The organism is Actinoplanes sp. NPDC051411 (assembly GCF_040682075.1).
Lineage (GTDB): Bacteria > Actinomycetota > Actinomycetes > Mycobacteriales > Micromonosporaceae > Actinoplanes.
Genome location: NZ_JBFBAD010000002.1, coordinates 99,029 through 121,935, shown reverse-complemented (window position 1 = coordinate 121,935; position 22,907 = coordinate 99,029). Strand labels below are relative to the sequence as shown.

The window sequence follows — 22,907 nt, the reverse complement described above, 5'->3', positions numbered from 1 at the left end:
GCTCGATGCCGGGCTTCAGCTGAACGGGGCGAGATCGATCCCGGCCGCGCCGAGCCCCGCGCGTACCCGGCCGGCCAGGGTGACGGCGCCCGGGGTGTCGCCGTGCACGCAGATCGAGGCGACCCGGCAGGAGACGACACCGCCCTCGGCCGTCTCCACCTCGCCGTCGACGGCCATCCGCACGGCTCGGGCGACCACCGTGTCGGCCTCATGGATCACGGCGCCTTCGCGGGACCGTGGCACCAGCGTGCCGTCGACCTGATAGCCCCGATCGGCGAACCCCTCCGCGATCACGGTCAGCCCGGCCTCCCGCGCCGACCGCGCCAGCACCGAACCCGGCTGACAGAGCACGGGCAGTCCCCGGTCGTAACCGGCGACGGCCGCGACGACCGCCGACGCCTGCCCCGGATCGACGGCCGCTGTGTTGTAGAGCGCCCCGTGCGGCTTCACATAGCGCACCCGATCACCCGCGAGACGGCAGAACGCCTCCAACGCGCCGATCTGATAGACGATGTCGTCCCGCAACTCGTCGAGGTCGTAGTCGATGCGCCGCCGCCCGAAGCCGGCCAGATCGCGGTAGCCCACCTGAGCACCGACCGCGACGCCCTTCGCCACTGCCGCCACGCACAGTCGCCGCATCGTCGTGGGGTCGCCGGCGTGGAAGCCGCACGCCATGTTCGCCGAGGTCACGACGTCGAGCAGGGCCTCGTCGTCGCCGAGTTGCCAGCGGCCGAAGCCCTCGCCCAGGTCGGCGTTGAGGTCAATGGAGTTCACGAAACCGAACGCTAGTCCCCGGCCGCGCCTGCGCCAGCGGAGCCACGTCATCGACCACGCCGACCACCGGGTAGCCGCCGGTCGTCGGATGATCGGCCAGGAAAATCAACGGCTGCCCGTCCGGCGGCACCTGGATCGCGCCGAGCACCAGCCCTTCCGGCGGCAATTCGCCGGCCCGGGTGCGTCTCAGGGCGGTGCCGGCCAGCCGGCACGCGACGCGGTTGCTCATCGGGCTGATGACGTACGCGTCCCCAAACAGTCCCGCCACTTCCACCCACGCGTCCCGCGGCCCGGCCCACACCCCGAGCACAATCTCGGCCCGCCCCGCGGAAACGCCCGAGCCCTCGAGCTCCCGTGCAGCCTGCCCCGCCCCGCCGGAGCGCCCCGGCTCCCTCGGGGGCGTTGCGGAGCCCGGCCGCTCCGAGCCGCCGAGTCGCCCGGCCGGGCCCGACTGACCCGGCCGATCCACAAAGCTCGCCTGTCCCGGACCGCGCACCTGATCTGCGGAGTCCCGAGCGGCTTCCGCCACTCGACGGGCCAGCAGTTCGGCCGGTTTGTCGGGGTTATTCGGCATCGGACCGATCGCCAGCGTCTGGCCGTCGGTCAACCGTGGCGGGCCCAGGCCGGAGAGCGTGTCGGTGGACCGGCTCCCGAGAACCGGCTCGACGTCGATCCCCCCGGCCACCGCCAGATAGGACCGCACTCCGCCGGTAGCCCGCCCGATCTCCACCACCGCTCCCGCCGGCACCGCGATCGGCCCCGGGCCGCCCGCCAGGCCGCCGTCGATCTTCACCGTGCAGACAGCCCCGGTCACCGCGATCGTCGCCGGCGACTCGAAGCGGAGCCGGCACCCCATCAGGGTCGTCTCCAGGCCGGCCGCCGACGCGTCGTTGCCGACCAGGGCGTTCGCCAGCCGCAGCGCGGGCTGATCCAGCGCCCCCGCTCGCGGCACTCCGAGGTGGGCGTAGCCGGGACGGCCCTCATCCTGCACGGTCGTGAGCGGCCCCGCCCGGAGCACCGTGATCAACGGGCCACCGCCAGGCGCACGCGTGTGCCCGGGGCGAGCAGGGCCGGGGGCTCACGGCGTACGTCGAAAAGGTTTTGATCTGTCCGCCCGACCAGCCGCCAGCCGCCCGGTGAGGCCGTGGGATAGATGCCGGCGTAGGCGCCCGCCAGGGCGACCGAGCCGGCCGGAACCCGCGGGCGAGGCGCGTCGAGGCGCGGGACCGCCGGCGAAGGGGCGAGCCCGCGCATGTAGGCGAAGCCCGGCGCGAAGCCGCAGAAGGCGACCGTGAACTCCGTCTCGGTGAGCCGCCCCACGACCGCTTCGACCGAAATATCCCAGTGCGCAGCGACGAAGCCGAGGTCCTCGCCGTCGAACACGGTGGCAATCTCGACGAGCGTCTCGCCAACAAGCGACAAATCGGAGTCCGGTCCCCAGTCTGCGAGATCGCCCGCGAGGTCGGAATCCACGCCGTCGAGCAGCACCGTGCGCTCGCCCGGCACGATCTCGTCGGCGGAGAATAAGCCCTGCTCACGGCGCCGCCAGAGCGCCGAATGCCAGGCTTGCGGGTCGGAACATTCGATCAGCAGCGCGCGGGGGCCGGCCCGAAGTACCCTCATGCCGTCATCCTGCCTCACCAGATCTACCTGCCAGTAACTTACGGTGCCGTAACCTAGGAGCCGTGACGACCACCGCCCAGTTCCGGATGAAGCCGGCCGACCTCGGCAAGCCGCGCCTGCGCGGGCGGCTCCATCAGTACGCGTTCTTCGTCGCCCTGATCTGCGGCGTCGTGCTCTGCTCGATCGCCCTGAGCCGGCCCGGCATCTCGCCCTTTCTGAGCTGCCTGATCTACAGCACGACGGTGTGCGGCCTGTTCGGCATCAGTGCGCTCTACCACCGGCGGGTCTGGAGCGAAAAGGGCTACCAGATCATGCGCCGGCTCGACCACTCGATGATCTTCATCTTCATCGCCGGCACCTATACGCCGTTCTGCGTCGAGCTGCTCAACCCGGGCAAGGCGACGCTGATGTTGAGCCTGATCTGGGCCGGCGCGCTCGGCGGGGTCGCCCTCAAGACCATCTGGCCGCATCTCCCGCGCTGGGCCGGCGCGCCGCTCTATCTCGCTCTGGGCTGGGGCGCGATCGCGATCCTGCCCGACGTGCTGCACCACGGCGGCGCCACCTGCCTGGTGCTGCTGTTGGTGGGCGGCGCGGTCTACAGCATCGGCGCGGTCTTCTACGCCCTGCGGCGCCCCAACCCGTGGCCGGCCGTCTTCGGGCACCACGAGTTTTTCCACGCCTGCACGCTGGTCGCCGCGGTCAGCCACCACATCGCGATCTATTTCGCGCTTTACGCCTGATTGTCGTAGTTGGACCGGGCGGCCTGCACGTCTTCGATGTGCGTCTCGGCCCAGGTCTCCAAGGCTCCCACCAGGTCGAGCAGGCTCACGCCGAGTTTTGTGAGCTCGTAGTCGACCCGGGGCGGCACCACGGCGTGCACGGTTCGTGAGATCAGCCCGTCGCGCTCCAGGGCGCGGAGCGTCTGGGTGAGCATCTTCGGGCTCACCCCGCCGATCCGCTTCGCGAGCTCGGTGTAGCGCATCGGGCCCCGCGCGAGCGAGGTGACGACAAGCACGCTCCAGGTGTCGCCGACGCGGTCGAGAACTTGCCGGCTCGGACAGTCGCGGTCGTACACGTTGCCTTTCACCTGGACACTATCTCTCAGGTACGTACTGCACTTCAAGGTGCCCTGTATCTGTTGGGAAGTGATCTCTGACCAGGCATGTTGACTCAATACGACAAGCCGTCATCAGCCAGGGAGATCAGCATGAGCATCGTCGTCACCGGAGCCACCGGACAGCTGGGCCGTCTCGTCGTCGAGTCGCTGCTCGCCAAGGGAGTACCGGCCGCCGACATCGTCGGGGTGGGGCGCGACATCGACAAGATCGCCGACCTCGGCATCACCACCCGGAAGGCCGCGTACGAGGACGTCGAGGCGCTCAAGGCCGCCTTCGCCGGCGCCGACGCGGTCCTGCTCATCTCCGGCAGCGAGGTCGGCAAGCGCGTCGATCAGCACCGCAACGCCATCCAGGCGGCCAAGGAGGTCGGCGTCGGCCGGATCATCTACACCAGCATCTCCAACGCCGGCACGAGCGCGATGAAGCTGGCGGCCGAGCACCAGGAGACCGAGCGCCTCCTCGCCGAGTCCGGCGTGCCGCACACGCTCCTGCGCAACAGCTGGTACATCGAGAACTACCCGATCGCCCAGGCGGTCGAGCACGGCCTGTTCGGAGCGGCCGGCGACGGCCGGATCTCGGCCTCGCCACGCCTCGACTACGCCGAGGCGGCGGCCGCCGCGCTGATCGGCGAGGGTCACGCCGGCAAGGTGTACGAGCTGGGCGGCGAGGCGTTCACGATGCCCGAACTGGCGGCCGAGATCGCCCGGCAGTCCGGTCGCGAGGTCACCTACACCGACCTGGGCGAGGAGAAGTACACCGAGTTCCTGGTCGGGGTGGGCCTCGACGCCTCGTACGCGGCGGTCCTGGCCGACTCGGACTCGGCCGCCTCGCGGGGCGATCTGTTCGTGCCGAAGACCGACCTGGAAGGCCTGATCGGCCGCCCCGCCACCCCGCTGGCCGAGTCCGTCGCGGCAGCACTTCGCCAGTAGAAGGACGCGCGACGCCGGCGGCTGCTAGGGGGGAGCAGTCGCCGGCGCCGCGAGCTTGGCGGGGATCAGTAACCGGGCGGAGGCGGCGGCGGAACGTCCTGCCGCGTCTCGTGATATTCCGCCCGCTCGGCCGGGTACGCCGTGCCGGCCGTCGGAACCTGCGTCCGTCGCGTCACGACGGTGCGCCGGCGGCTGTTCCAGTACCAGAGCGTGATGATCAGGCCGACGAGCCCGCACGCCATGAGAATCCAGCCGATGATGTTGATGTCGAGCCCGCTGATGTGCGCGTTGACAGCGAACGCGAGGATCGCCCCCACCGCGAGCAGGAAAATGCTTGCGCCGATGCCCATCGGATCCTCCTCGGTCCTGACCACGATCAATCCGTCCGATGAGGTGTTACCCACGCGGATTGATCCTCAATCAGGCAAGCTGTTCCTATGAGCGCTCGGACCCTCGTCCTACTCCGCCATGCCAAGGCCGAGACCCCCGGTGAGCTGCCCGATTACGAGCGTCGCCTGACGACGGTCGGCGAATCGGACGCGGACGCGGCCGGCGCCTGGCTGGCCGACGAGCGGCTGCCTCCCGATCTCGTCCTCTGCTCGCCGGCCACCCGCACCCGGCAGACGTGGCAGGGCGTCTCGATCGCCCTCGCGCAGGCGCTGCCGGACACCCGGGCGCCCGAGGTGCGCTACGAGAAGGGGCTGTACGACGGTGGGCGCACCGAGGTGTTCGACCTGCTCCGCCGGGTGCCCGACGAGGTCCGGACCGTGCTCGTGGTCGGACACAACCCCACTATGTCCGATGTGTCGGTGTTGCTCATTCCCGATGCGCAATACGACGGCAACGAGGTCGGGCTGAAGACCAGCGGCCTGGCCGTGCACCGCACCGAGGACTCGTGGTCGTCGGTTTCGCCCGGTTCGATGCGCCTGGTGGAAAGACACACCGCACGCGGCTGAGCCGGCGGACACCCTTGTCCGCCGGCTCGACCGTTTCCAGGAGAGTGGGAAAAGCTTCTAGAACGCGTCCTCGTCGAGCTCCATCGCGTCGAGCGTGGTCGCCTCGACGATGCGGCGGTCGGCACCGACGCGCGGCAGCACCTCGCGGACGAAGAACCGGGCCGAGGCGATCTTGCCCTCGTAGAACTTCTTGTCGGCCGGCGAGACCTCGCCGCCGAGGGCCTTGAGGGCGACGTCGGCCTGCCGCATCAGCAGCCAGGCGAGCACCACGTCACCGAGGGCGAGCAGGATGCGTCGCGAGCTCAGGCCGACCTTGTAGAGCTCGGTCGGCTCGCCGCCCTGCGCCCCGGCCAGCCAGGTCATCACGGTGCCGAGGATCTGCTGGAGGTCGCCGAGCGCCTTGCCGAGCGCCAGCCGCTCCACCTTGAGCTGCCCGTTGCCGGTCTCGCTCTCGATGAACGCCTGCATCTCGCCGGCGAGCGCGCCGAGTGCCCGGCCCTGGTTCTTCACGATCTTGCGGAAGATCAGGTCGAGGCTCTGGATCGCGGTCGTGCCCTCGTACAGGGTGTCGATCTTGGCGTCCCGCACGTACTGCTCGAGCGGGTAGTCCTGCAGGAAGCCGGACCCGCCGAACGTCTGTAGCGCCTCGTGACCGAGCAGCTCGTACGCCCGCTCGGAGCCCACGCCCTTGACCAGCGGAAGCAGAAGGTCGTTCATCGTGGAGGCGGCCCTGGCCGCCACGGTGTCGCCGCTGGCCTCCGCCATCGCGACCTTGTCCTGCCAGGTCGCGGCGTAGATGGTCAGCGCGCGCAGCGCCTCGGAGTACGACTTCTGCAGCAGCAGGGAGCGGCGCACATCCGGGTGGTGGATGATCGTGACCCGGGGGGCGGCCTTGTCGTCGTTCTGCACCAGGTCGGCGCCCTGCACACGGTTCTTCGCATAGTCCAGCGCGTTCAGGTAGCCGGTGGACAGGGTGGCGATCGCCTTGGTGCCGACCATCATCCGCGCGTACTCGATGATCATGAACATCTGGCGGATGCCCTGGTGCACGTCGCCGAGCAGCCAGCCCTTGGCCGGTACGCCGTGCTCGCCGAAGGTCATCTCGCAGGTGTTGGAGACCTTCAGGCCCATCTTGTGCTCGACGTTGGTGGCGTAGACGCCGTTGCGCTCGCCCAGCTCGCCCGTCTCCGGGTCGAAGTGGAACTTCGGCACGATGAACAGCGACAGGCCCTTGGTGCCCGGACCGCCCGCGCCCTCGACGCCGACCGGACGCGCCAGCACGTAATGGATGATGTTGTCGGTCAGGTCGTGCTCACCCGAGGTGATGAAGCGCTTGACGCCCTCGATGTGCCACGAGCCGTCGGCCTGCGGGATCGCCCGGGACCGGCCGGCGCCGACGTCCGAACCCGCGTCGGGCTCGGTGAGCACCATGGTCGAGCCCCACTGCTTCTCGACGAAGAGCTTGGCCCACTTCTTCTGCTCCTCGGTCCCCTCGGTCTCGACGACGTGGGCGAACGAGGGGCCGGACGAATACATCCAGACGGGCGCGTTGGCGCCGAGCACGTTCTCGGCGAGCGACCACCAGAGGGCGCGCGGGGCGAGCGTGCCGCCGAGCGACGACGGCAGGTCGAGGCGCCAGAACTCGGCCGCCATCCACTGCTCGAACGACTTCTTGAACGACTCCGGCAGCGGCGCGGTGTGCGTTTCGGGGTCGAAGACCGGCGGGTTGCGGTCCGCGTCGGTGTAGCTGGCCGCCAGATCCTCGGTGGCCAGGCGGTTGACCTCGGAAAGAACGTCGCGCGCGGTTTCCGCGTCGATCTCGTCGTACGGCGCCTGACCGAACGCCCGGTCAGCCCCGAAGACCTCGAACAGGTTGAACTGCTGGTCCCGGAGGTTGCTCTTGTAGTGAGTCATGGCTCGGCCCCAAACGCGAGTTACCCGTCAGTAATAACCACTCTATTACCCATCGGTAGACAGCGACAAGGCGCCAGCTGATCTGTGACCAACCACCGGATTAGGGGTCGGTATCCACCGGGTCGCACATCAAGCGGCCCCGATCGGCCAGCCAGCAGGACAGCCGTTCGGCTATTTGCGAGCTCCAACGCCTCGTCGACGTATCGAGGTGCCCGGAGGCTCGTTTCACCCCATAGACACGAAGCTCTCGCCTTCTGAGGAGGCGCACATGTTCGCCACGATCAAAAACCTGATTCCCGAGCCGCGCCAGGCGGACCAGCCCCGCCGCTATGTCGGACGACACCGCCGCCCGGACCCGGTCACTGCGGTCAGCCCGGTCGCACCGGTCTCACCCGCCCCGATCGGGACGACGACGCCGGAACAGGCAGCGGTCTCGCTCCCGGCCTCTTAGCTCCGGGCTCTTAGCTCCGGGCTCTTAGCTCCGGCCTCTTGACTTCCGGCCTCTCAACTTCCGGCCGCGCCGACTTCCCAGCTCGGCATCGGCACCGTCGGCTCCTCGTCGGTGCCCGCATATTCCAGCAGAACCAGCGCGATGTCGTCCTCGAGACGACCGTGCACCCAATCGACCAGGGCGGTCTCCAGCGAGGCCAGCCCGTCCCCCACCGTGCCATGACCGAGCAGCCGCCACGCCCGGTCGGCGGTCGGGAAGAACTCGCCCTCGCGGCGCGCCTCACCCAGCCCGTCGGTGAACAGCAGCAGCCGGTCACCGCGCTCCAGGCGCTCGACCCGCGGCGTGACCTCCGGCATGAAACCCAGCGGCGGGGCCGGCGCGGGCGGATCCAGCGAAATGACCTGGCCACGGCGCAACAGCAGCGGCGCCGGATGTCCACAGTTGACGATGGTGAGGGTGCCGCCACGCTCCTCGACCAGGGCCGCGGTCACAAAGTCCTCATCGCCGACACTCCGCGCGACCGCCCGGTCCAAATCGGTCACGATCGTCTTCAGATCGGCCCGCTCATAGGCCACGTGACGGTACGAACCCAGGACGATGCTCGCGAGACGGACCGCATCGAGACCCTTCCCGCGGACGTCGCCGATGATGATGCGTACGCCGTAGGGCGTGTCCAAGGCCTCGTAGAGGTCGCCGCCGATGTCGGCGGCGGCCGTCGCCGAGATGTACCGCCCGGCGACCGCGAGGGCGCCGACCTGCGGACCGACCGGACGCAGCACCGCCTGCTGGGCCACCGCGGCCAGCCGCTGCAACTCGACGATGCGGTCGGCCTGGCGCTGCCGGATCGTGGCGACCACGGCCGCGATCGCGGTGGCCAGCACAATGCCCAGGATGTTCGCCATTCCGGACACGGTGGGCGTACCGCCCTCGGCGCCGACGAAGGCCATCCCGACGACCGCCGCCAGAACCCCAACGAGCAGCACGGTCTGCCAGAACGCGAAAACGGCGGCGAGGAACGGAACCGCGGCGAGCAGGCCGACGAAATTCGCCTCGCGACCGTCCGAAAGCTCCACCGCCGACACGAACGCGAGCAGCACGAGGGCCGCGCCGAGACCGACGCGGGATCCTGGGCTGACCGGGCGGCGACGACCCGGCGAGAGATTAGGCATGGCTACGCGCAACAGCATGCCCGATCGGAACGATTCGCTGCATCAACTTGACCCGTAGTCTGAGCGGGTTCTGACCGGTCGGTGCCCGACAGACCCCCACGCCGGTGGCACTATGTCGCGGTGACAGCCGATCTGCGTGATCGTTTGCGGGCCGCCTTCCGCTGGACCGACCCCGGCGAGGGCTATCTGGTCAGCGACCGCTCCGGCTGGTGGCGCGACCCGGCGATCCTTTCCGGCCTCGGCGACGCGCTCGCCGACCTCTTCCGGGCCGACCGCCCGACCGTGGTGATCTCGCCCGAGGTCACCGGCTTCCTGGTCGGGCCGCTGACCGCGCGGTCGCTCGGCGCCGGCTTCGTCGAGGCCTACCGGGCGGGCGCCCGGCGGCCCATCGCCGAGGCGATGGACTGGACCGAGGTGGTCGATCACCGCGGCGAGGTCCAGCTTCTGGGCGTACGCCGTGAGCTGTTACGCCCCGACGACCGCGTCCTCGTGGTCGACGACTGGGCGGCGACCGGCGCCCAGGCCGGGGCGCTGAAGGCCCTGGCCGGGGACCGGTACGTCGGCACCGCGGTGATCGTCGACGAGTGCCCTTCGGCGGTCGCGGCGGGGCTGGGCCTGCGTGGCCTGCTCACCGGCGCCGACCTCTAGCCGGCCGGCGTCCAGCCCTGCAGCACGCCGCGCGACGGGTTGAACCCGACCGCCTTGTATTCGCCGACCTTGCCCTTGAGGTAAGGATCGTCGGCCATCACGGCGAACGCCTCGGCCTCGGACGCGACGTCGAGGATCACCACACCGCCGTTCGGCGGGTCCTGGCGGCCGGCCGAGACGACGAGGCCCGCGGCCTCCTTCTCGTCCAGGAACGCGAGATGCGCGTCCCGCAGCTTGTCGACCTCTTCCAGCGGCACGGTGTAAGTCGAAATCATCAGGTACACAGTGGCGTTCCTCTCCGGCGGCGACTCCCCGTCAAACGTACGATCTACATCATGAACGACTTCGGGCGTTATGGAGTCTGGGTGAGCCGGCGGTTCTGGCCGGACGATGCCAATCTCATCGCCTCGGCCGCTCAGGAGCTGGAAGGCCTCGGCTTCGGTTCGGTCTGGATCGGCGGCAGCCCGCCCGACGATCTGCACCTGGTCGAGTCGATCCTCGCCGCCACGACCCACCTGGTCGTCGGCACCAGCATCGTCGACATCTGGCGCAGCCGCGGCGAGGTGCTCGCGGCCAGCCAGCACCGGCTCGACCGCCACTACGCGGGCCGCTTCGCCCTCGGCGTCGGCTCCGGCCACGCGCCCACGGCCGAGTCGCTCGGCCAGGCGTACGTGAAGCCCCTGACCAAACTGCGCGACTTCCTCACCGACAAGCTCCGCTCGGTCCCCGTCGACGAACGCATGATCGCCGCCCTGGGCCCGAAGGCACTGGAAACCGCCCGCGAACTGACCGCCGGCGCCCTGCCCTACCTGACCCCGCCCGCCCACACCGCCGACGCCCGCCAGATCCTCGGCCCCGACCGCCTGCTCATCCCCGAACAGAAGGTCTTCCTCGGCACCGACCCGACCGAGGCCCGAGAAGTGGCCCGCCGCATCACCACCTCGTACCTGGCCCTCCCCAACTACACGACGATGCTGCGCAACTACGGCTTCACCGACGACGACCTGGCCGGCGAGGGCAGCAACCACTTCGTCGACACGGCGGTCATCTGGGGCGACGAGGCGGCCGTCCGCAAGGGCGTCGACGCCCACCTCACCGCGGGTGCCGACCACGTGGCCCTCCAGGTCCTGTCGGCCGACCCGAGCCCCCACCTCCCGTTGGAGGAGTGGCGCCAGATGGCCGCAATCTTCCTTGGTCAAAACTAGGCAGCCGAGCCGCCCGCTCCATCCGTACGGTCTCCGGGGAGCCGGCCTGCACGAGCAGGGCGGCCAGCCTTCCGGTCGGATACCCAGCCCACCAACGCTGCCGCCCGCCCCATCTCAAACGCGATCTCCGGGCGCCGCTCCCGCGCCACCTCAACCATCCACGGCGAGAGGTCGATCCCGATTTGTCCAGCTCCTCATAGTCCCCGGCGACGACGTCATAGGCCGCCCGCATCGCTCCACATAGCTCGCCTCACCACGCCGCTACCCCGCCATCGATGACTTCACGCGCGGGACGCGACCGAGCCGGCTTCAAGCGGCGCCCGGAGGTTCTGAAGCTGCCGGTCGTGCCGCTGACCCGTCGCGGCTATCCGGCCCCGCCCGACCACACCCTGGCCGAGTCTCAGCCGCATCTCCTGAGCGATAGCACCGGAAACGGACTTCCGCGTCTCCTTCGTCCAGCCTCTGCCCGCCGGGCGAATCCCACTGGCCGCTGCACGAAGCCGACGTGCCGCCCCCAACGGCAGGCGTGCCGCCCCAACGCCGAGGTCTGGGTCAGCCCGACGGCACCGCGGCCCAGCGCCTCCGCTACACCGGCCGCGCCCCCACCTACACGCCATCACCTGGCGCCAAGCCATCCTGCCGCCCCGCCCACCTAGCCCCACAATCGGCGCCCGTAACCAGCTGCGCGAAGCCGGAGCGAACCGCGTGAAGCAGACCCGCACCGATCCACGGCGCGCACCCACCGCAACGCGGGGTCTGAGGGCTCGGCCCCCAGGAAAAATGCGAGGAGCCCCGGTCCGCGCAGTGTGCGGACCGGGGCTCCCAACGACGAGCGGGTGACGGGAATCGAACCCGCACTGTCAGCTTGGGAACGTACAAGATCGCCACTTCGATTACTCTGGCTGCTGGTAGAAGCGGCACCGAGTGGCCTGGAGAGACCACCCGTGGCCTGCCGCAATGGCCCTTCAATAGCCGTCGATCTTGTTGCCGGGTGATTCATTCCGCCTCCTTCGTGCGCTAGGTCTGTCGATCATCGCCGCGTGGTGCCCGTTTGGTGGTTCCTGTCCGGCGTTGCCAGGTGTAGGCAGATGTCATGGATGTCGATGTTGCGTAGACTGCAACTGCGGTTATGCCGTACGTGAAGCCATATGCCGGGCTCTCAAGCGCAGTTGAGCAAGTCAGGCCTGCACGCCCGCAACGACCTAAAGCGGCCGCATCACAACTTTGGATTTGTCGACTCTCTGGAGGTCTCGCTATGGCTGCTGTTGATGCGATGTCGGTGATCGTTGGGGCATTGGCCGCCGGTGGGGTGGCCGGGGCGAAGGATGTGGCTTCAGCGGCCGTGAAAGATGCCTACGCTGGTCTGCGCGGTCTGTTGGTGCACCGAGTATCGGGTACACCGCAGGAGGCAGAGGTGTTAAATGTGCTCGACACCAACCAAGTCGAGCCGGCCGTCTGGGAGAGCCAGTTGCGCCAGGCGCTAACCGCGACAGGTGTCGACGACGATGCCGAGTTGTTGGCAACGGCGCAGCGGTTGCTGACGCTCGTGGACCCAGCCAGCGCAAGATCTAGGAAGTTTCACGTCGACGCCTCACAGGCTAAGGGCGTCTACATCGGCGACGGCGGAACACAGAGCAACACCTTCTCCTGACCACCTAAGATTGGCCACTCGCAAATGGATACCGGGGAGCAATCGACCAGCGGGGATGCAAGGTACAGTGTGGAAGCCCCACACGCTGACGGCCTTTACACCGGAGATGGTGGAACTCAGCACAACCATTTCTACGCCAATCGAGGTTTGGACCCGGATGAAGCCGCCGATCTAGTTGGGCACATCGCTGAAGCTCTCCAACCGCGACCAGCGGAGTCATCCTCTCCGCTGGTCGGATGGGTGCGCATCACGGAACAGTTCCTGGCGAAGAAAAAGCCACGTGCGGATCTTGCGGAGTACTTCGACGGTCTGGCACCAGATTGGAGGGACGTATGTCACCCGGAGCTACGTCCTCGACCAGTAGTAAAGAAAGTCTTAAAGGCCTTCGAACTCAACGATCTCGAAGACCGAAGTATTCTGGTCCGCATTGGTGGAGCCACTGGAGATGGCAAGTCGACAGTTCTCCTTCAGGCCATCAGGCTACTCGCGGAAGAGAATTACTTTGATGCGATCTACTGGCGGAGCGCCGCTGAGGCGAGGCTTACGCCTGACAATCTAGCCAAAATGAGGGAATCACGAACGACGATTCTCATTGCCTCCGACGATGCCGAGGCGCTTCTTACGGACATCGACAGATTAGCCGGAAGTAAGTTACATGAGGAAGGTCTCTTCCTGCATTTCCTATTGGCTAGTCGGGACGTGGACTGGAACGGAGAGCGGGATCTACTCGGATGGAAATTCAGTACAGCTGATCGGTGGGCTCCATCATTTAGAGTTCTCCCTCCGCTGCCGTTGGATCGAGTTGACCAAGCCGATGCCCAAATCGTGGCCGAGAACTGGGTTAATTGCTCACTCAGTCGACCCACGCGCCTCGCCACCGGGAACGTTAAACAGATATCGCAAGACATGCTGGATGCCAGCCGCGCGACCGAGGGACGTCAGGCGTTCATGGGCGGCCTTCTTGCCATGCGTTTCGACTCGGAACGCTTACGGTCACGTCTAACTTCTCTCTTGTCTCGGCTAGCCGTGATTCATCCAGGCGGCTCCAGCATGTCGCTGGCGGAGTTCCTGGTGGTGCTCGCGGTGGTGGACCTAAGCGGGCTTGAGGGTGTACCGCGGGATATTGCCGCCCGATTTCTCGGAGTTCCAGTGTCTGACTTGCGGCCGTTGGTCGAGGCTCCGATGAAGCGAGAGTTCTTCGTAAGCACCTCGTCGCGGGCCTTCTTTGCGCGGCATCCCAGTATTTCCAAGGGGATGCTAGAGCTTGCTCTCACCGAGGAGTCGAACCTTCAGGTCGAGTCAAGCTTGGAGAAGTTCCTCGGTGATGTTCAGTACGTCGGAGGGGTAAACGGCTTTCGTGGGGGCTTCGGCAAACTGAAGGATATCGGACGGCGGTTGATGAGCAGCAATCTCTCCCGCGACTTGACTGGGCCCCTAGCACTCCAGTTGTGCCGAACTGTTTGCGCGATTGCTCCCCAGGACCTAAACAGCTTTATTGCCCTTTCCGGGGTGCTACGTGACCTAGGACAATCGCAGGCCGCTTTGACGGAAGTCTGGGAGATTCATGCAACACGGCTCGATGACTCTGCGCAGTGGGGTCAACACGTTAGTCAAACTCGCGGTGCATGGAAGGAGATGGCTGCGGCACTGGGAACGTCCGGCTATTGGTGGCCAGCGTACTGGGCAGCCCAGGTTTCCATCTCAGACCGCCTTACTCCGAAGCTAAATCCAGAAGACGTCATTGTCTCAATGAGCCTGCTCGCCCTGAATGCCAAACGTGTGTACGAGCAGGGCATAGAGCAAGATAGTCTCCGCCCGTTGCTGACGCAGGCAGCAGCGCTAACATGCATGCCCGGATCGCCCTTCTATGACGAAGAGCAATACCCGTCACGATCCCGCGAATCTCTCGGCATCGACCCCCGCGAATTCGGTGGCGCCGACGCATTGGTGACGGCACTCCTGCAAGCGTCGAGAGCACTTGGAAATAGCCAGCCATCACTACTTTGGTGTGATCGCCTTGCGGATTACAAAGATAAATCATTTATTGCGTTAATGGAGCTCATCGAGCGATTGGTTAGATGAGGTCGATAACGAAGGCACCGCCAAGCCGTGCGGGAGGCCGGACGGCCAACAAACCGCACTCTTCCTGTAATCCGCTACGACCGCCGAGGAGGGTGACAAACCCCCTGGCGGTGACGAGACGAGCGGTGACGGGAATCGAACCCGCACTGTCGGCTTGGGAACCGTAAAAGATCGCTGGATGAACCCCCGGGTCGCAGATCAGCGTGGCATCGAGTGGCCTGGAGTTACCTCCGATGACCTGCGCTATTGGCCCACTAATGGCCCAGGGCTCGCAAGATCGTGGGCGGCTGGCAGGGATGTTGCGCCGCGCTCTGGACGGTCGACCGCCAACGCAGCACGCCCACCGCGCCGCTCCTGACCAAACTTGGTGCTGCACCTGACGCAGAGCTAGACATAACCGTCAAAACGAATCGTGGCGTCCCTACCCGAAGCCGCTGGGGTACCGACCAACGCTAGGTGGCCGGATGCGGCCGCCCTTGGCCCCGATTGATGGCTCTGCCCCGCGTGCAGAATTATCTCCGCCGGCACACCGAGGGGCCTGCGGTGGTCCGAGTGGTCGATGGCGAGGACGGCGAGCAATTGGTCGTGCCGCGCGGCGCCGTGGAACTGCTCGCACGAGTGTTGGCGCACATGGCCAACGGGCACAGCGTCTCGGTGGTGCCGGCTCACGCCGAGCTGACCACACAGCAGGCGGCGGAGCTGCTGAACGTTTCGAGGCCCTACCTCATCGGCCTGCTGGAGGCGGGCGAGATCGAGTATCGAAAGGTCGGAACTCACTGCAGAGTGCTGGCCGGCTCGGTCTTGCGCTACAAGCACCGAGACGACCTGCGACGACGCTCTGCAGCCGATGAACTGGCGGAGCTTGCGCAGGACATGGACCTGAGTTAACTCATGGCCTTCGTTGTCGTCTACGACGCAAGCGTCCTTTATCCGAGTGCTCTGCGGGACTTGTTGATCCGGATCGCTCGGTCGGGTCTCGCGCAGGCAAAAATGGACCGACCACATTCTTGACGAGATGTTCGATGCTCTTCGGAGGCAACGACCGGATCTCGACAGTTCGCGGCTCGCCAGAACTCGAGAGTTGATGGGGCGCGCGGTTCGCGACGGAAAATTACGGACTACGAGATCCTCATCGACTCCCTGAAGCTGCCGGACCCTGACGATCGACACGTGCTGGTGGCTGCGATCAAGGCGAAGGCGCAGGTCATCGTGACCGCGAATTTCCGCGACTTCCCAGCCGACGCACTGCGTTCTTGGGAGATCGATCCGAAGTCACCCGAGGAGTTCGTTCGCGACCAGATCAGTCTTGACCGCAGCGTCATCTACGCAGCTGTCCAGCAGATCGCCGACTCATGGCGGAACCCGCCTGGAAGCGTCGACGACGTACTCGATCGGCTTGAGCGTTCCGGTCTGGCAATCAGCGTGGCCGAACTCCGCGCCAGCGGCTGACCACCCCGACAGTGTCGCTCGACGTCGCGCCTAACGAAGCGGACCACCAAGGCGTGAATGAACACCGTAGTGGCACGAAGCCGATTCCACGCCGCCCAGAGCGACCACCGCACCGTGGGGTCTGGGGGCTCGGCCCCCAGGAGAAATGCGAAGAGGCCCGGTCTGCGCTTACCGCAGACACAGACCCCTGCCTCTGAGCGGGTGACGGGAATCGAACCCGCACTGTCAGCTTGGGAAGCTGATGTTCTGCCATTGAACTACACCCGCGGCGCCGCTCACTGTACCCGATCCCGGGGCGACTTGGCGGCACCGGCACGGCCCTCAGCTGGCGACGGCGAAGGGGCGGGCTAACTCGGCTCGCCAGGTGCGGGCCATCGAGCGTACGGCTGGAGTTGCGGCAAGCGGAAGCGCGCCGACCGGGCCGTGCCGGCGCAGGGTTGCCGTGTCGATGAGCAGTTCGTAGAGGCGCCAGTCGACGGCGTGGGAGGCGCGGAGGGAGTCGGCCAGGGTGTTGATGACGCGCTGGTCTCGGACGGGGATGGCGCGGCCGGACAGGTAGGCCTCGTCGTCGTTTTCCTCCGGGGGATAGGAGTGCAGGGCGTAGCGGCCGTCGCGGTCGAGGTCGCGGCGCTTCGGGGAGTTGACGATGAAGCAGTAGAGGCCCTCGTCGGTGATCACCGGGGAGACCGGGTGGATGCGCGGGGCGCCGTCGGCGCGCACGGTGGCCAGGTAGGCCATGCCGGGACCGTATTGCTGGAGGAGCGCGCGGATGCCCGCCGCGAGCGTCGGTTCGGCGGCGGCGAAATCGGACCAGGAAGCCATGCCGTGATTCTATCGAACATCTGTTCGAGATGCCCACCAAAACACCCGGAAGATGCAGCTAGGTATGGTGTTGCGATGCTGCTCTCCGACCGCGACCTCGTCTCCGAGATCAAGGCTGGCGATCTCGCCCTGGAACCGTTCGAGCCCGCGCTCATGCAACCGTCCAGCATCGACGTGCGCCTCGACCGGTTCTTCCGGGTCTTCAACAACCACCTTTACACCCACATCGACCCGGCCGAGCAGCAGGACGAGCTGACCGCGCTGGTCGACGTGCCGGAGGGTGAGCCGTTCGTGCTTCACCCGGGCGAGTTCGTGCTCGCGTCGACCCTCGAGGTGATCACCCTCGGCGATCAGCTGGCGGGCCGGCTCGAGGGCAAGAGCAGCCTGGGCCGTCTCGGTCTGCTCACGCACTCGACGGCGGGCTTCATCGACCCGGGCTTCTCGGGGCACGTCACGCTGGAGCTGTCCAACGTGGCCAACCTTCCGATCAAGCTCTGGCCGGGGATGAAGATCGGGCAGCTCTGCATCTTCCGCCTGTCGAGTCCGGCCGAGCATCCCTATGGTTCGGCCGTCTACGGCAGTCGTTATCAGGGCCAGCGCGGCCCGACTCCGAGCCGCTCGTCCCACAACTTCCGCACCTGGCCCACCACCTGAGGGCTAAAGCACCGCACGCTTGGGGAAGAGCGCGTGCAAGCCGGGCAGCCGGGTCGGGATCAGCGGGACGTCGGCCCGCGTGAAGTGCGGCGCCGGGTGGAGAATCGGCAGGTCAGCCCGGTCTTCCCAGTAGCGGTCGCCGTAGGTGTCGGAGGCGGCCGACTGCAGGCGTTCCGCGTGGACGGTGAACGGGGACGCGTGGCCCGCCGCGATGGCCTGCACCACCGGCAGCGCGGCCAGCCCGGCGTCGGGTTCGGCCAGCACGCGGTGGAAGTCGGCGCGGCCCAGGGCCACCAGCCCGAAGCGAAACTCGGCGAAGCCGTCCTCCGAGACGTAGCCGCTGAACAGGTAGCAGGCGGCGCCCAGTTCCCAGTGGTCGGCCATCGCGGCCTGGCCTCGGAGCCACAGGTCGAACTCGAGGATCTGCACCGGCTGCAGGCCGGGAAGCCGGCGGGCGACCGCGTCACCGACCTGCATGCCGCTCGGCCATTCGGCCATGTGCGCGGCTTCGGCGCGGGCCGCGTCGATCAGGTCCCAGAACTCCACTTCTGGAGCTTCTCACCGAGGTCCGACCTATTTCCGGCGCTCCGCCGGATTGACCCCGGGAAGGCGGCCCAGGAAGAGGCGGCCCAGGAAGAGGCGGCCCAGGAAGAGGCGGCCCAGGAAGAGGCGGCCCAGGAAGAGGCGGCCCGCGGAAGGCGGCCCAGGGCAAGGCGGCCCGCGGAAGGCAGGACCATTCAGTTGATCGACACGAAGACGTCGTCGATCTCACCCGCGAACTGGTCGTTCCCCTTGGCCGGGCCCTTGCCGCCGACCCGCAACGGCTCCGGGTTGGCGATCGACAGGCCGGGCGGCACGCGGACCCAGGCCCGCTCGACCCCGTCCACGGTGATGGCCAGCCGGTCCGAGGTGCGGGAGCAGGTCAGGTCGTGCCAGCGGCCGTCGGCGACGTCGATCCACGGTTCGGCGCGGTAGATCCAGTGCCGCTGGCCGGCGATCACACAGCTGGGGTGGCCGAGCAGGTGGTCGACCTGGAGCTTGTACTGGCTGCCGCCGCCGACCGAGTAGCCCTTCTGCACGACGTTGGCGCCGTCGGCGAGGTCGGAGCGGGTCATCAGCACCGACGCGCCGTACTCCATTGGCCGGGTGCCCGGGTTGAGGCTGTCGTCGCGCAGACCCTGCAGGATCGCCCGCGGGCAGTCCCGGTCCCGGGCCAGCGTGCACCGGCGCGGGTAGGCGACGGCGAACCCCGAGCCTTGGGGGACGAGCCGCAGTTCGCCGCCGTTCTGGCCGAGTGGCAGCAGTTCGTGCGCGCCGCTGGTGTCGGTGATCGGCCGCCGGACGCCGCCGTCGAAGCTGTAGTGCAGGCTGACCGGGCCGCCGGCGACGGCGACCTTTCCGGTCGGCAGCGGCGGCGCGAAGGATCCCTCGTTGGGCAGGATTCCGGCCACGGCCGGGCTGGTCGGCTTGACGGTGGGCGGGGCCGACACGGGCATTACGGAGGGGAAGAGGGCGGTGGCGGCCGGGCGGGGGTCGAAGGCGGCGCTGGACCGGCTGAGGGTGAGCCCGGCCGCGATGAGAAGCGTCCCCGTCAAACCGAAGCACCACCAGATGCGTGACATGGGTTTATTGTCCGGATTGACCGAGAACACGGAAAACCACCCCTCGGGCGGCTGAGTGTGATATCGCCCCGAGCTGATAGCACGGCGAAGGCGGGCGATGTTGTCAACAATCTGCAGATCCGCAGGTCAAGATGCTTCTGAACCTCAATAGTTAAGGGCCGTACCGATTTCTGTCGGCTAAATTGTTGACAATCCACAGCCACCACCTAGGCTCGGGAACGGAAGAACGAGGGAACGGAAGACAAGATCTGGGAGGTCCGGATGAGGACCGTCGTGGTGACCGATCCCCCGCGGGCCGACATCGGCGAGGCCGCGACTCTGGGCGGCTTCGGCGTCGCCACCGTCCACGAGGCCGTGGGCCGCACCGGCTATCTCGGGCCCGAGTTCCGCCCGGCGTGGGCCGGCGCGCAGATCGGTGGCACCGCGGTCACCGTGCTCTGCTGGCCCGGCGACAACCTCATGATCCACGTGGCGGTCGAGCAGTGCCGGCCCGGCGACGTGCTGGTCGTGGCCACCAACTCCCCGTCGACCGACGGCATGTTCGGCGAGCTCTTCGCCACCTCGCTCCAGCAGCGTGGGGTGCGCGGCGCGATCCTCGCGTGCGGTGTCCGCGACGTCGCGGCGCTGCGTGAGATGCGGTTCCCGGTCTGGTCACGGGCGGTGAGCGCACAGGGGACGGTCAAGGCGACCGCGGGCGCGGTCAACGTGCCGATCGTGCTCGGCGGGCAGGTCGTTCACCCGGGCGACGTCATGCTGGGTGACGACGACGGGGTCACGGTGGTGCCGCGCGGCGACGTCGCGAGAGCGCTCCGCGCCTCGCAGGCCCGGATGGAGAAGGAAGAGGTTTCGCGGGCCGCCTTCGCGGCCGGGGAGCTCGGCCTCGATCGGTACGGCCTGAGGTCGCGCCTGCCCGAGTTCGGCCTCGAATACCTGAGTTACGAGCAGTACGTCAAGGACGGCGACGGTGCGTAGCTCGACGGCGTACGAGGAGACCGGCGTGCGCAAGACCGGCAAGGCCGCCGTGATCAGCCGCCCGCAGCACCCGGAGTCCGATGTCGACTTCCTGTTCCCGCAGCTCGGCACCGCAGTCGGGGGCGTCGTTCGCAGCGCCCGCAAGCTGTTTCCGCGCACACTCTAGGGAGACGCCGTGCCCCCGATGCACCAGATCGCCCACCTGGCCCACATCGAGATCCGCACCCCGGTTCCCGAGCAGAGCCTCGACTTCTTCACCCGCTATCTCGGGCTGACCGAGAACGGTTCGGCCGGTGACTCGGTCTTCCTGCGGGCGTGGGACGACTACGAGAACATCACGGTCAAATTGACCGCGCACGCGACCTCGGGAGTCGGGCGCACGAACCTGCGGGCGGCTGACCCGTCGGCGCTGGCCGCTCTCGTCGCCAAGATAGGTGAAGGCGCCTGGCAGGACGGCGATCCGGGGTACGGCCCGACGTATGTCTTCACCGACCCGGACGGGCACGAGTTCGGGCTGTACTACGAGACCGAGTGGTATCGGCCTCCGGCCGCGGTGAAACCGGCGTTGAAGAATCAGGCTCAGGCCTACCCGGCCCGCGGGGTGAGCGTGCGCCGGCTCGACCACATCAACTTCCTCGGCGTCGAGGTCGAGTCCAACCGCGACTTCCTGCGTGACACGCTCGGCGCGATGGTCACCGAGCAGATCGTGCTCGACGACGGCACGGTCAACGGCAGCTGGACGACCTTCACCAACAAGGGCTACGACGCCGTCTACACGAGGGACCGCACCGCCACTGCGGGCCGGCTGCACCACATCGCGTTCGCGACCGACTCCCGCGACGACATCCTGCGGGCCGCCGACATCGCTCTCGAGCAGGGCGTCTTCATCGAGACCGGCCCGCACAAGCACGCGATCCAGCAGACCTTCTTCCTGTACGTCTACGAGCCCGGCGGCAACCGCATCGAGCTGTGCAACGCGGGCGCCCGGCTGGTGCTGGCGCCGGACTGGCAGCCGATCGACTGGACCGAGGCCGAGCGTGCCCGCGGTCAGGCGTGGGGCCTGCAGACGATCGAGTCCTTCCACACGCACGGAACGCCGCCGCTCGAGGGGAACCCCGCATGATCATCGACTGCCACGGCCACTACACGACGGTTCCCGCCGCGCACACCGAATGGCGTGTCGCTCAGCTGGCCGCCTGGGAGGCAGGGTTGACCGCTCCGAGCTATCCGGACATCTCGGATGGCGATCTCCGGGAGTCGATCGAGGGCAGCCAACTCAAGCTGATGCGCGAGCGCGGCGTCGACCTGACGATCTTCTCGCCCCGCGCCTCGGCGATGGCCCACCACCAGGGCGACGAGGGCGTCAGCCGGGCCTGGGCGGAGGCGTGCAACAACCTGATCGCCCGAGTGGCCGACCTTTATCCGGACAACTTCGTCGGGGTCGCCCAGCTGCCGCAGTCGCCCGGCGTTCCGATCGCCAACTCGATCGCCGAGCTGCGGCGCTGCGTGCTCGAACTGGGCTTCGTCGGCTGCAATCTCAATCCCGACCCGAGCGGCGGCCACTGGGACTCACCCCCGCTGACCGACCGCAGCTGGTATCCGTTCTACGAGGCGATGGTCGAGCTGGACGTGCCGGCCATGGTGCACGTCTCGGCGGTGACCAATCCCAACTTCCACGCCACCGGGTCGGCCTATCTGAACGCCGACACCACCGCGTTCATGCAGTTCCTGCAGTCCGACCTGTTCAAGGACTTCCCGACGCTTCGGATCGTCATCCCGCACGGCGGTGGCGCGGTGCCCTACCACTGGGGACGCTTCCGCGGGCTGGCCGACATGCTCAAGCGCCCGCCGCTCGACGAGAGCGTCATGAACAACGTCTTCTTCGACACCTGCGTCTATCACCAGCCCGGCATCAACCTGCTGTTCGAGGTCATCGACGTCGACAACCTGCTGTTCGGCTCGGAGATGGTCGGGGCGGTCCGCGGCATCGACCCGGAGACCGGCCACTACTTCGACGACACCAAGCGCTATGTCGAGACGCTCAAGCTGCCGCCTTCGGATCTGGACAAGGTCTATGAGCTCAACGCCCGGCGGGTCTACCCCCGCCTCAACCGTGCCCGCTGAGGCCTACGACCTGCTGCGGGATGCCATTCTGCGGGGCGAATACCTGCCCGGCGAGCGTCTGGTCGAGGCCCAGCTGTGCGAGCGGCTGGGGGCCAGTCGCTTCAACGTACGGGCCGCCCTGCAGGATCTGGCCGCCGACGGCCTGGTCAAGGTCGAGCGGAACAAGGGCGCCCACGTACGCAAGGTCCCGCTCGACGAGGCGGTCGAGATCACCGAGGTCCGTATGGTCATCGAGGGTCTCGTCGCCGCCCGCGCCGCCGCCCGGGTGACCGACGAGCAGGCGAGCGAGCTCGACGAGATCGGCCTGCTGATGCGCCGCGCGGTCGGCGCGGGCGAGTTCCGCCGCTACAGCGACCTCAACGAGCGCCTGCACAGCCTGATTCGCCGCATCGCCGGGCACCGCACCGCCGAGGGGATCATCGAGACGCTGCGCGGCCAGCTGGTGCGCCACCAGTTCATGGTTTCGCTGCATCCGGGCCGGCCGACGGTCTCGCTGCCCCAGCACGAGCGGATCATCGCCGCCATCCAGGCGCATGACCCGGTGGCGGCCGAGGCGGCGATGCGGGAGCACATCGCGAGCGTCATCACCGCGCTGCGGGAGATCGATGCCCCTTAGTCGGCCCGATTGTTGACAGTCGTTTCGGCAGGCCATCGCGACTCTGAGCAGGATCGTTGACAATCCTGTCGGCGAGTTCTACGGTTCTCGATATGTAGCGCGCATCACACCTTCGCCGAAAAGGTTGC

The 22,907-nt window shown here is 67.6% G+C and carries 26 protein-coding genes and 1 tRNA gene; 15 read left to right on the top strand and 12 right to left on the bottom strand.

The features are described 5' to 3' along the window. Positions 1-15 precede the first annotated feature (15 nt). The 3 genes from AB0M88_RS01550 to AB0M88_RS01540 are packed head-to-tail and all read right to left on the bottom strand — an operon-like array spanning position 16 to position 2,397. Positions 16-765 (bottom strand): 5-oxoprolinase subunit PxpA, encoded by a 750-nt coding sequence (locus tag AB0M88_RS01550; RefSeq protein WP_364093959.1) that lies wholly within the window; start codon positions 763-765, stop codon positions 16-18. Beyond that, complete coding sequence (locus AB0M88_RS01545) at positions 761-1,801, bottom strand: biotin-dependent carboxyltransferase family protein (protein WP_364093766.1); 1,041 nt, start codon at positions 1,799-1,801, stop codon at positions 761-763. The genes AB0M88_RS01550 and AB0M88_RS01545 overlap by 5 nt, the downstream gene beginning before the upstream one ends. Then, the gene (locus AB0M88_RS01540) at positions 1,798-2,397 is read right to left on the bottom strand and encodes an allophanate hydrolase subunit 1 (protein ID WP_364093765.1); all 600 of its coding nucleotides are present in this window, start codon (positions 2,395-2,397) and stop codon (positions 1,798-1,800) included. Before AB0M88_RS01540 ends, AB0M88_RS01545 begins: the two co-directional genes overlap by 4 nt. Positions 2,398-2,459: 62 nt before the next feature. Here AB0M88_RS01540 and AB0M88_RS01535 point away from each other — a divergent pair, with 62 nt between their 5' ends. Further along, a complete protein-coding gene (locus tag AB0M88_RS01535; RefSeq protein WP_364093763.1) occupies positions 2,460-3,137 on the top strand; it encodes a hemolysin III family protein in 678 nt (225 codons plus the stop codon). Here the strand turns inward: AB0M88_RS01535 and AB0M88_RS01530 are convergent. After that, positions 3,128-3,484 (bottom strand): helix-turn-helix domain-containing protein, encoded by a 357-nt coding sequence (locus tag AB0M88_RS01530; protein WP_364093761.1) that lies wholly within the window; start codon positions 3,482-3,484, stop codon positions 3,128-3,130. The genes AB0M88_RS01535 and AB0M88_RS01530 overlap by 10 nt on opposite strands. Before the next feature lie 120 nt (positions 3,485-3,604). On the opposite strand from AB0M88_RS01530, the gene AB0M88_RS01525 reads away from it, so the two are divergent. Then, positions 3,605-4,444, top strand: coding sequence for an SDR family oxidoreductase (locus tag AB0M88_RS01525; RefSeq protein ID WP_364093759.1), 840 nt, complete (start codon positions 3,605-3,607; stop codon positions 4,442-4,444). A 65-nt stretch (positions 4,445-4,509) separates the two neighbouring features. Here the strand turns inward: AB0M88_RS01525 and AB0M88_RS01520 are convergent, their stop codons facing one another. Then, positions 4,510-4,794: a DUF6458 family protein gene (locus AB0M88_RS01520; protein ID WP_364093957.1), complete on the bottom strand. Its 285-nt coding sequence runs from the start codon at positions 4,792-4,794 to the stop codon at positions 4,510-4,512. A gap of 87 nt (positions 4,795-4,881) precedes the next feature. On the opposite strand from AB0M88_RS01520, the gene AB0M88_RS01515 reads away from it, so the two are divergent. Continuing rightward, a complete protein-coding gene (locus AB0M88_RS01515) occupies positions 4,882-5,400 on the top strand; it encodes a histidine phosphatase family protein (RefSeq protein WP_364093757.1) in 519 nt (172 codons plus the stop codon). 57 nt (positions 5,401-5,457) lie between these two features. On the opposite strand, the gene AB0M88_RS01510 is transcribed toward AB0M88_RS01515, so the two are convergent. Together AB0M88_RS01510 and AB0M88_RS01505 are read right to left on the bottom strand one after the other, a co-directional pair. Next, a complete protein-coding gene (locus AB0M88_RS01510; protein ID WP_364093754.1) occupies positions 5,458-7,314 on the bottom strand; it encodes an acyl-CoA dehydrogenase in 1,857 nt (618 codons plus the stop codon). 504 nt (positions 7,315-7,818) lie between these two features. Further along, complete coding sequence (locus tag AB0M88_RS01505; protein WP_364093752.1) at positions 7,819-8,934, bottom strand: PP2C family protein-serine/threonine phosphatase; 1,116 nt, start codon at positions 8,932-8,934, stop codon at positions 7,819-7,821. A 120-nt stretch (positions 8,935-9,054) separates the two neighbouring features. Here AB0M88_RS01505 and AB0M88_RS01500 point away from each other — a divergent pair, with 120 nt between their 5' ends. Next, positions 9,055-9,582, top strand: coding sequence for a phosphoribosyltransferase (locus AB0M88_RS01500; RefSeq protein ID WP_364093749.1), 528 nt, complete (start codon positions 9,055-9,057; stop codon positions 9,580-9,582). Here AB0M88_RS01500 and AB0M88_RS01495 read toward each other — a convergent pair. Continuing rightward, positions 9,579-9,857, bottom strand: coding sequence for a YciI family protein (locus AB0M88_RS01495; protein WP_364093747.1), 279 nt, complete (start codon positions 9,855-9,857; stop codon positions 9,579-9,581). The two genes, AB0M88_RS01500 and AB0M88_RS01495, sit on opposite strands and share 4 nt — an antisense overlap. A 60-nt stretch (positions 9,858-9,917) precedes the next feature. Here AB0M88_RS01495 and AB0M88_RS01490 point away from each other — a divergent pair, with 60 nt between their 5' ends. The 5 genes from AB0M88_RS01490 (at position 9,918) to AB0M88_RS01470 (ending at position 15,969) form a co-directional block, all read left to right on the top strand. Continuing rightward, positions 9,918-10,787, top strand: a complete 870-nt coding sequence (locus AB0M88_RS01490; protein WP_364093744.1) for an LLM class F420-dependent oxidoreductase — start codon at positions 9,918-9,920, stop codon at positions 10,785-10,787. Positions 10,788-12,042: 1,255 nt separating this feature from the next. Next, positions 12,043-12,438 carry a hypothetical protein gene (locus AB0M88_RS01485; RefSeq protein WP_364093741.1) on the top strand — a complete coding sequence of 132 codons (396 nt, stop codon included), beginning with the start codon at positions 12,043-12,045 and terminating at the stop codon, positions 12,436-12,438. 24 nt (positions 12,439-12,462) lie between these two features. Then, entirely contained in the window at positions 12,463-14,520 is a 2,058-nt protein-coding gene (locus tag AB0M88_RS01480) for a hypothetical protein (protein ID WP_364093739.1), read from the top strand. A gap of 552 nt (positions 14,521-15,072) precedes the next feature. Next, positions 15,073-15,408: a helix-turn-helix domain-containing protein gene (locus AB0M88_RS01475; protein ID WP_364093736.1), complete on the top strand. Its 336-nt coding sequence runs from the start codon at positions 15,073-15,075 to the stop codon at positions 15,406-15,408. A 222-nt stretch (positions 15,409-15,630) separates the two neighbouring features. After that, positions 15,631-15,969 (top strand): PIN domain-containing protein, encoded by a 339-nt coding sequence (locus tag AB0M88_RS01470; RefSeq protein WP_364093955.1) that lies wholly within the window; start codon positions 15,631-15,633, stop codon positions 15,967-15,969. A gap of 196 nt (positions 15,970-16,165) precedes the next feature. Here AB0M88_RS01470 and AB0M88_RS01465 read toward each other — a convergent pair. Both AB0M88_RS01465 and AB0M88_RS01460 read right to left on the bottom strand, forming a co-directional pair. Next, positions 16,166-16,236: transfer RNA gene (locus AB0M88_RS01465), tRNA-Gly, on the bottom strand. Between the two features lie 54 nt (positions 16,237-16,290). Then, positions 16,291-16,791 carry a pyridoxamine 5'-phosphate oxidase family protein gene (locus tag AB0M88_RS01460; RefSeq protein WP_364093734.1) on the bottom strand — a complete coding sequence of 167 codons (501 nt, stop codon included), beginning with the start codon at positions 16,789-16,791 and terminating at the stop codon, positions 16,291-16,293. A gap of 75 nt (positions 16,792-16,866) precedes the next feature. Between AB0M88_RS01460 and dcd the strand changes: the two genes are divergently transcribed. Next, positions 16,867-17,445, top strand: coding sequence for a dCTP deaminase (gene dcd / locus AB0M88_RS01455; RefSeq protein ID WP_364093731.1), 579 nt, complete (start codon positions 16,867-16,869; stop codon positions 17,443-17,445). A gap of 3 nt (positions 17,446-17,448) precedes the next feature. Here dcd and AB0M88_RS01450 read toward each other — a convergent pair whose 3' ends face one another. Then, positions 17,449-17,991 carry a DUF4240 domain-containing protein gene (locus AB0M88_RS01450; protein ID WP_364093728.1) on the bottom strand — a complete coding sequence of 181 codons (543 nt, stop codon included), beginning with the start codon at positions 17,989-17,991 and terminating at the stop codon, positions 17,449-17,451. Positions 17,992-18,182: 191 nt separating this feature from the next. Beyond that, positions 18,183-19,067, bottom strand: a complete 885-nt coding sequence (locus AB0M88_RS01445) for a LamG domain-containing protein (RefSeq protein WP_364093725.1) — start codon at positions 19,065-19,067, stop codon at positions 18,183-18,185. Between the two features lie 261 nt (positions 19,068-19,328). On the opposite strand from AB0M88_RS01445, the gene AB0M88_RS01440 reads away from it, so the two are divergent. The 5 genes from AB0M88_RS01440 to AB0M88_RS01420 are packed head-to-tail and all read left to right on the top strand — an operon-like array spanning position 19,329 to position 22,779. Next, the gene (locus AB0M88_RS01440) at positions 19,329-20,039 is read left to right on the top strand and encodes a 4-carboxy-4-hydroxy-2-oxoadipate aldolase/oxaloacetate decarboxylase (RefSeq protein WP_364093722.1); all 711 of its coding nucleotides are present in this window, start codon (positions 19,329-19,331) and stop codon (positions 20,037-20,039) included. Next, complete coding sequence (locus AB0M88_RS01435) at positions 20,032-20,205, top strand: hypothetical protein (RefSeq protein WP_364093720.1); 174 nt, start codon at positions 20,032-20,034, stop codon at positions 20,203-20,205. The genes AB0M88_RS01440 and AB0M88_RS01435 overlap by 8 nt, the downstream gene beginning before the upstream one ends. An 18-nt stretch (positions 20,206-20,223) precedes the next feature. Next, a complete protein-coding gene (locus AB0M88_RS01430; RefSeq protein WP_364093952.1) occupies positions 20,224-21,162 on the top strand; it encodes a VOC family protein in 939 nt (312 codons plus the stop codon). Continuing rightward, positions 21,159-22,163, top strand: coding sequence for an amidohydrolase family protein (locus AB0M88_RS01425; RefSeq protein ID WP_364093717.1), 1,005 nt, complete (start codon positions 21,159-21,161; stop codon positions 22,161-22,163). The genes AB0M88_RS01430 and AB0M88_RS01425 overlap by 4 nt, the downstream gene beginning before the upstream one ends. Then, positions 22,153-22,779, top strand: coding sequence for a GntR family transcriptional regulator (locus AB0M88_RS01420; RefSeq protein ID WP_364093715.1), 627 nt, complete (start codon positions 22,153-22,155; stop codon positions 22,777-22,779). Before AB0M88_RS01425 ends, AB0M88_RS01420 begins: the two co-directional genes overlap by 11 nt. Positions 22,780-22,907 lie beyond the last annotated feature (128 nt).